Origin of the sequence: Microcoleus sp. B4-D4 (assembly GCF_036705185.1) — a bacterium.
GTDB lineage: Bacteria > Cyanobacteriota > Cyanobacteriia > Cyanobacteriales > Microcoleaceae > Microcoleus.
In genome coordinates this window covers 23,777-32,451 of sequence record NZ_JAUBTX010000034.1, presented here as the reverse complement: position 1 = coordinate 32,451, position 8,675 = coordinate 23,777, and the positions used below count along the sequence as shown (strand labels likewise).

Genomic DNA, 8,675 nt, shown 5'->3' with positions numbered 1-8,675 from the left:
TTTACTAACATCTACAGAATCATCGGCGATTGGTGCAATGCTATTTTCCGGGCTAACTTTTTCACCTTCTAATTTACTGACACCGACAGAATCATCGGCGATTGGTGCAATACTATTTTCCGGGCTAACTTCTTCGCCTTCTAATTTACTAACATCTACAGAATCATCGGCAATTGGTGCAATGCTATTTTCCGGGCTAACTTCTTCGAGGTTGTTGTCGGAATCTTGTTCGGATTTCTCCAAGTCTGAGGGCACAGTCATAGGTATTTGTGATTTTATTTAAGATTTACGTTTATTAGTCTTGGAGGTAGGTGAGTGCAAAAATTGAGTTTACAGCTTAAGTTCCAATAAGGTTGGGTTGACACTGTTTATTCCCCGGATATCCCCATCGCATCTCCCTTAAGAAGGGGACTTTGAGAACACTCTTGTCCCCCCTTTTTAAGGGGGCCAGGGATCTCCGGCTTAACCCAAGTGTATTGAGTTAAGCCGGAGATCCCTTTTAACTTTAACGCCAACCGCGCATTTTTTGCTGAACTATTCCCACGTAATAAATATAATGTCTGAGTCGTGTCGGTCAAACATAGTTTTTTAACTGTCAATGACGATCGCAATTTTGCCGACAGCGCGGCCGGTTTGGCTGTAAGTGTGGGCTGCGGCTACTTCTGCTAAGCTGTAAGTGCGATCGACAATTGGCCGGGTTTGCTCAGATTCGATTAATTCCCGCAAAAATCCCAAGTCGTCTGGCTTGGGCTTGGCAACAATTAATTGAGCTTTTTTAGTCGAAAAAAACCAGCTAGTCAACATCGGGAAGAAGTTCTCAAAACTCGGTAAAGTCGAGATATAAACTCCATCCGATTGCAGCAGTTTTTCACAGTTGGCAAATGTTTGTTTGCCGACAGCATCCAAGATTATATCATATTTTTCGGGTTGTTTAGTAAAGTCTATTTCTGCATAATTCAGAACAAAATCTGCGCCCAAATTCTTGACAAACTCTGTATTTTGAGCGCTGCAAACTCCCGTTACTTCCGCGTTAAGTGCTTTTGCAACTTGCACTGCAAAAATGCCTACTCCGCCAGAAGCGCCGTTAATTAATACTTTTTTTCCGGCTTTGATTTCACCCAAATCTCTCAGCGCTTGCAAAGCAGTTAAACCGGCGATTGGTACTGCGGCAGCTTCTGCATGGGTGATGTTTTTAGGTTTAATTGCTGCTATCGATTCTGGCACGACAGCGTATTCGGCACAAGCACCGCCATTCAGGGGATTTAAAAATGTATAAACTTCATCTCCTGGTTGAAATTTGGTGACTTCCCGGCCGACTTCTACGACTACTCCCGATATGTCTGAACCGACAATTCGAGGAAATTTAAATCCTGTCAATAGTTGCAGGTTTCCTTGCCGAATTTTCCAGTCTACGGGATTGACGCTGCTAGCGCGAACTTTGATTAATAATTCGTTGGATTTGGCGATCGGCTTGGACAATTCTCGGTACTGCAATTCTTCGGCTGAACCGTAGCGATCGAACGCAACTGCTTTCATGGCAAATTTTCCGGTTTATTTCCACTAGAACACTCAATCCTTTACAATTACAGCACATTCGATCTAAATGTGACACAGTAAATTGAGCTAGCCTTGTAGCAGCGGGCGATCGACTCTTGGAGGCTGACCGACTGGACGCAGGCGTGAGGCAATGGGTTCGCTGGCGAGCGTGCGATCGACTAGCGATTAAAATTAATAGGAACAGGGCGGGCGATCCCATAACCCTGAGCATAATCTACTCCAATCTCCCGCAATTTTTCTAAAATAGCCTCGTCTTCGACAAACTCAGCTATAGTTTCGAGATTCATCGCATGGGCAATACGATTAAAGCCTTCAACGATCGCTTGAGAAATCAAATTATGACTAATATTTTTGACAAAAGCACCATCAATTTTTAGATAATCTACTGGTAAATTCATCAGATAAGCAAAAGAACTCAACCCACTGCCAAAATCATCTAAAGCAAAGCAACAGCCAATCTTTTTGAGTTCGCTCATGAAATATCTGGCTTGCTCAAAGTTTGCGATCGCTGCGGTTTCCGTGATTTCAAAACCAATGGTTTGTGGGGGGACTTGGTAGCGAGAAAATTGTTCGATTAAAAACCTCAGAAACTGATTATTACTAATGCTAGCCCCCGAAAGATTGATCGTATACAATCCTTGATTAACAACATCTTTCTTCGGTAAATTGTGATAATTAGAGAAAAAAGTTTCGATTACCCAATAATCGATTTCTGTTATCAAACCGTAACGCTCGGCGGCGGGAATAAACTCATTGGGAGATACTATTTCTCCATTTTCGTCTAGCATTCTGAGTAAAAGCTCATAATGCTCTACCAATGGTTTAGAGGTAATAGAGACAATCTTTTGGTAATAGAGACAAAAACGATTGGTTTCCAGCGCTCGGCTGATTTTGGAAATCAACTGCCTCTCACCACGTTGTTTAATTAGTTCGCTATCATCTAGACTATAAATATGAACACAGTTGCGACCTCGGGCTTTGGCGGCATAACAAGCTGCATCAGCCGCTCCCAGAAGCTCCCTCAAATCTTGGCTGTTTTGGTCAATAGCAACAACTCCAATGCTGACCCCGATGATAAAGCTTTTGCTATTCCAAATAAACCGAAACTGATGCACTAGGTCTTTGAGGCTTTCCGCAATCTGAGCTGCTTGAGAGAGGGAACATTGAGTAAGCAAAAGACCAAATTCATCACCTCCCAAGCGAGCCAGTGCGTCATTAGCGCGGACTCTTTGGCGTAAAACTGCGGTGATTTGGCGCAGTAGCTCATCGCCAGCAATATGACCTACGGTATCGTTAACGACTTTGAACTGATCTAAATCTAAATAACAAAGAGCGTGCTGGTGATTGCTATCTTGAACAGAGGCGATCGCCTCAACTAGCTGCTGCTCAAATCTTCGACGGTTGATTAACCCCGTCAGGGCATCGTGATTCGCTTGCCAAGAGAGTTGACGGGCGAGATAGCGCGATTCAGTAACATCATGAAAGACGATGACTGCCCCAATAATTTGACTTTGGCGGTCTCGAATCGGTGCTGCCGAGTCAGCAATCGGATACTCGGCTCCATCATGGCAAATCAGAATAGTATTGTTAGCTAAACCCACAATTTGCTCCTCTAATAGAGCCTTGTTTATAGGATTTTCTACTGGCTCTCGCGTTACTTGATCGACAATTAGGAAGACTGTAGAAAAAGGAACTCCTTGAACCTCATGACTCTTCCAGCCTGTCAGTCGCTCAGCTATAGGATTCAAATATCTTACATTACCTTGGGCATCTGTAGTAATAACCCCATCACCAATTGATTGCAGTGTCACTTGAGCCAATTCCTTTTCGGCAAAGAGAGACTCTTCGAGACGTTGCCGTTCTTCAATTTCTGTCAACAAACGTATATTTTGCTTTTGGAGTCTTTGTTGCAGCCTTCCGATAGTTAGGTGGGTTTCGACACGAGCTAATACTTCTTCTATTTGAAATGGCTTAGAAATATAATCTACCCCGCCCGCAGCCAGCCCTTGAACCTTATTAAAAGTTTCATTCAGTGCACTCAAAAAAATTATGGGAATGTCTGCGGTGCGAGGGTCAGATTTTAATTGTTTACAAACTTCATAGCCATCAATATCTGGCAATTTAATGTCTAGTAAAATTAACTCCGTCGATGGCAATTGGGCGGCTCTGAGCGCCATTGACCCTGTTAGAGCACTGCGTACTTTATAACCCTGTGCGCTTAAAGTATCCCTGAGAAGACGCAGGTTATCAGGCAGATCGTCAACAATTAAAATATTGCCTCGGTAGTTTGTAGCTCGATCGCTAACCCTATCGCTAGTTCTATCGACAATCATACTGATTTCCCTAGTTTCTTGCTAGACGACTATAAACATAAGTAAGTCGGTGGGGAAAAACACAACTGTGTTAAGAAAGATCGATGAGGCTAAAACCCCAATCCCTCCTCATTCTGTCTCCTGACTCCTGCCTCATCCCAACTACAAATATTTACGCCTTTCTACTTATACACAAATAGTATAGTTGAATTACTAGCGTATAAAGCTCACTTTACCTAGAAATAAGTCCTGCGATCGCCGATATATTGGTGTGGCAAGGGGGCGCAGACATACAAAATCTGAAGAGTTCGGTTAGGTGCAGCCCCCCAGTGGTTGCTCTTCTTCGCTTGGCCTAACATCAGAAGCAGAGTGTTTCAACCCAAGCAGCCGATTTATGAACAAGCGCATTTCTGAAATGGCAAGCTTACTCGTGATTGCGATCGGATGTCTCGCGCTGCTAGGTTGGCAATTTGACATCTCGCTACTCAAAAGCGGTTTTCCCGGTATGACTTCGACCATGAAAGCAAACACGGCAATTTGCTTTTTGCTGGCTGGAGTGTCTTTGAGATTGTTGCAGTACCAAAGAACCCGACTGCACAATCGCATCGCTCAAGGGATGGCAGGACTCATAATCATCATGGGTCTGCTGACGTTGAGCCAGTATATTTTTGGTTGGAAGCTGGGTATTGATGAGTGGCTTTTCCGAGATTTCGTGTCTTCAGCGACTCCTTATCCGGGAAGAATGGGAATAAATACCGCCCTAAATTTTGTGCTGATGGGACTAGGACTCTTACTGTTAGGGCAAAATTCCCAACGACACACTTGGTTGGCTCAGATTTTTAGTAGTGTTGCAGCTTTAATTTCTCTACTAGCTTTATTTGCACACCAATTCAATGCCGAGATTCTTGAACGGTTGGTCACAATTACGACGACTCAATCCCTAAACACGATCGCCACCTTTTTCATCCTCTATGGAGGAATTTTATTGCTCCGCCCCAAGGAAGGATTAATGCAAGTAGTAACCAGTCCCCTGGTCGGCGGAGTAATGGTTCGGTGGTTGCTGCCTTGGGGGACAATCTTTCCAGTGACAGTGAACTGGTTCACTCTTCAGGGACAAAATTTAGGCTGGTATAACGCTAATTTTGGCTATACATTGCGTTCAACTGTTATGGTTCTCACCTTCTCAATTCTCATCTTGGGAACGGCTCGCTTTTTAAACCAGATAGATTACCAGCGTCAACAAGCCGAAGCAGAAATTAAAAAACTTAACGAAAATTTAGAAATTCTTGTGGCTGAACGAACAGATGCTTTACAAAAATCGCAGGCTCGTTTTGCAGGAATTCTAGAAATCGCCAATGATGCAATCATTTCAGTCGATCGCACTCAACGCATTACCCTGTTTAATCAAGGGGCAGAAAAGATTTTTGGCTATAAAATGGAGGATATTTTAGGGAAGCCACTGAATTTACTGCTGCCAGAACAGTTTAGAGATGCACATCCGCAGCATATCAAACAATTTGGACACTCTTCTACCAGAGCGCGAAGGATGGGAGAACGAGGCGAGATTTTGGGTCGTCGTCGAGATGGAACGCAGTTTTCGGCTGAAGCCTCTATTTCTAGGCTGGAAATGGGAGACGAAACGGTGTTTACCGTTATTCTGCGCGATATTAGCGATCGCAAGCAAGTAGAAGCATCACTAGCTCACATGGCAGCGATTGTGGAATACTCTGGTGAGGCAGTGATTAGCAAGTCCTTAGACGGAATCATTTTAAGCTGGAACAATGCAGCAGAAAAAATCTTTGGCTACAAGGCTGAAGAAATCATAGGACAATCCATCGTCATTCTCATTCCATCCAATCTTACCTACCAAGAACAACAAATCCTAGAAACGATTCGACAAGGAGAAACGATTGAAAACTATGAAACCGTGCGTGTCCGCAAAGATGGACAGCTTATCCAAATATCTTGTACCATATCACCTCTGAAGGACACAACAGGCAGAATTATTGGGTGTTCTGTAATTAAACGCGACATCACCGATCGCAAACGAGCTGAAATAAATCGCAAACAAATTGAAGCAGCTTTACGAAACAGTGAAGAGCAGTTTCGCCATGCGTTTGAAGATGCCTCTATCGGGATGGCGCTCGTTTCACTTGATGGGCACTGGATTAAAGTCAATACTGCCTTATGTCAGATTATTGGCTACTCCTCAGAAGAGTTGTTAGCGTTAACTTTCCAAGACATCACCCATCCTGACGATTTAGACGGGGATCTTAGTTATGCACGTCAACTATTAGCAGGAACAATTTCAACTTACCAAATGGAAAAACGGTATTTCCATAAACAAGGACATATTATTTGGATTATTCTTAATGGATCGCTAGTACAAGATGGCCAGGGAAATCCACTGCATTTTATTTCTCAGATCCAAGAAATTACGGCTCGAAAAAAAGCTCAAAAGACGCTAGATATTCAAAGCGTTATCATGAATAACATGGCAGGAGGGGTGTATTTGATTAAAGCCTCAGACCTCATGATAGTCTACACCAATCCTACCTTTGACGCTATGTTTGGCTACACAGAGGACGAACTCGCAGGTCAACCACTTGGTGTCTTGAATTATCTCGATACAAATTTTACACCAGATGTAACCGTTCTAGATATAGTCACTCAAATTGAACAGACTGGGGAAGCGAAATATGAAGTCCACAATAGAAAGAAAGATGGAACTCTCTTTTGGTGCAGAGTTCATACATCTATGTTTGAGCATCCTGAATACGGAACTGTATATGTTGCGGTTCAGGAGGACGCAACAGAGCTAAAACTGGCTGAGCAAGCCTTGCACGCTACTACAAATCGCCTCAACTTTCTTCTAAACTACAGTCCCGTTGTCATTTTTAGCAGTAAACCTGCTGGCGATTATGGCGCAACGTTCATCAGCAAAAATATCAAAGATGTATTGGGCTACGAAAGCAGGGAGTTTTTAGAAGATTCTAAATTTTGGGTGAATCACTTACACCCAGATGATGTAGAACCAGTGGTTAATGGCTTAGCAAATTTATTCGTTAATGATTTTTACTTCCACGAATACCGTTTGAGTCGCTCCGATGGGGTTTATCGCTGGATGCTGTGTCAGCTTAGGCTAATTCGAGATGGTTCAGGTACACCAGTAGAAATCTTGGGATATTTAATTGACATTAGCGATCGCAAACAAGCTGAGTTGGAATTTCAGCAGGCAAATGAAGCAAACCAAGCCAAGACAGTCTTCCTAGCCAATATGAGCCACGAACTCCGCACCCCCCTCAACTCAATTTTGGGATTCACGCAATTGATTAGTTATGAGAGCAATCTGACTCCTTCTGTTCAAGAACGTTTACAGATTGTGAATCGTAGCGGTAAACATTTATTGGACTTGATTAACGATATTTTAGATTTATCCAAAATAGAGAGCGGACGGATGACACTCAATCCTTCTGACTTTGACTTGACAAATTTGCTGACATCTATTGAAGAAATGCTGCAATTTAGAGTTCAATCTAAAGAATTACAGCTAGTTGTCGAGCAAGAACCCGATCTACCCAGATTTGTGCATAATGATGAGAAAAAACTATATCAAGTCTTGACAAATCTACTCGGTAATGCGATTAAGTTTACCAAGCAAGGAAGCGTCACCCTACGAGTAAGAGCAACCCAAAGAGACGAAACATCCTGTCACCTATGTTTTGAAGTTGAGGATACAGGCGTGGGAATTGCCCCCACAGAAATTGATAAATTATTTAAGGTATTTGTGCAAGCCCAAGCCGGGAATAATTTGAGTCAAGGAAGCGGGCTTGGTTTAGCGATCAGTCAAAAACTCGTCAAACTCATGGGCGGTCAAATTTGCGTTAAAAGCACTTTGAACCGAGGTAGCACTTTTTCATTTGAGATTGGTGTACAGTTGCCTCAAGCAGCATTCTTACCCCCAGAATCAATTAATCAAAGAGTAATTGGTTTAGCTCCCGGACAACAAAGTTACCGCATTCTTGTTGTTGAAGATTTAGAAGAAAATCGCCGCTTGTTAGTTGAGAGCCTTACCTTGGTGGGTTTTGAGGTAAGAGAGGCAAAACAGGGAATGGAGGCACTCTCGCTGTGGGAGAGTTGGCTGCCGCACCTGATTATGATGGATTTACGAATGCCGATCGTGGATGGCTACACTGCTATTAAATATATTAGACAATGCCCTAAGAACCAAGAAACTGTCATTATTGCTTTAACTGCCAGTGTTTTTGAAGAAGAGCGAGAGAAAGTTCTTAGCGCTGGCTGCAACGATCTTATAAGCAAGCCATTTCAGCAGAGAGACATCTTTGACAAAATTGCTAAATATTTGGGAGTGCAATATATCTACGCAGTCGTAGAACAAACTCACAAGAAACTATTGCTTGAAACGCTGTCTGTAGAAGATATATCTGTGATGTCCCCTCAGTGGTTAGAACAAATGTATCACGCCGCTTACTATCTCGACACCGAAGTTATGAACGAATTAATTGTACAAATTCCTGAATCTAAAGCAGGTTTATCTAAGGCACTAACTGATTATATCAACAATTTTAATTATGACCGAATTATGGAGTTAATTCGACCTCTGCTGCCGAATCCACTTTAGCTATCGAGTTTAAGGACAAAGAAGCTATATAGCAATCCTAAATCAGTTTCAATAACTGGTTAACTGGTTCCCAAGCTCTGCCTGGGAACCGATGTCCAGAGGCTCTGCCTCGGCTGCGACAATGGAGGCAGAGCCTCCGGATATGCGTTACCAGGCAGAGCCTG

At 43.0% G+C, this 8,675-nt stretch carries 3 protein-coding genes and 1 pseudogene; 1 reads left to right on the top strand and 3 read right to left on the bottom strand.

Annotation, left to right across the window (positions count from 1 at the left end):
• The 3 genes and pseudogenes from QUB13_RS21755 to QUB13_RS21745 form a co-directional block, all read right to left on the bottom strand.
• Positions 1–261 (bottom strand): annotated as a pseudogene (locus tag QUB13_RS21755) (hypothetical protein); the annotation flags it as partial.
• 327 nt (positions 262–588) lie between these two features.
• A complete protein-coding gene (locus QUB13_RS21750; protein WP_333384648.1) occupies positions 589–1,536 on the bottom strand; it encodes an NAD(P)-dependent alcohol dehydrogenase in 948 nt (315 codons plus the stop codon).
• Positions 1,537–1,715: 179 nt separating this feature from the next.
• Positions 1,716–3,890 (bottom strand): EAL domain-containing protein, encoded by a 2,175-nt coding sequence (locus tag QUB13_RS21745; RefSeq protein ID WP_333384646.1) that lies wholly within the window; start codon positions 3,888–3,890, stop codon positions 1,716–1,718.
• A gap of 373 nt (positions 3,891–4,263) precedes the next feature.
• On the opposite strand from QUB13_RS21745, the gene QUB13_RS21740 reads away from it, so the two are divergent.
• Positions 4,264–8,511: a PAS domain S-box protein gene (locus QUB13_RS21740; protein WP_333384643.1), complete on the top strand. Its 4,248-nt coding sequence runs from the start codon at positions 4,264–4,266 to the stop codon at positions 8,509–8,511.
• Positions 8,512–8,675: the final 164 nt, after the last annotated feature.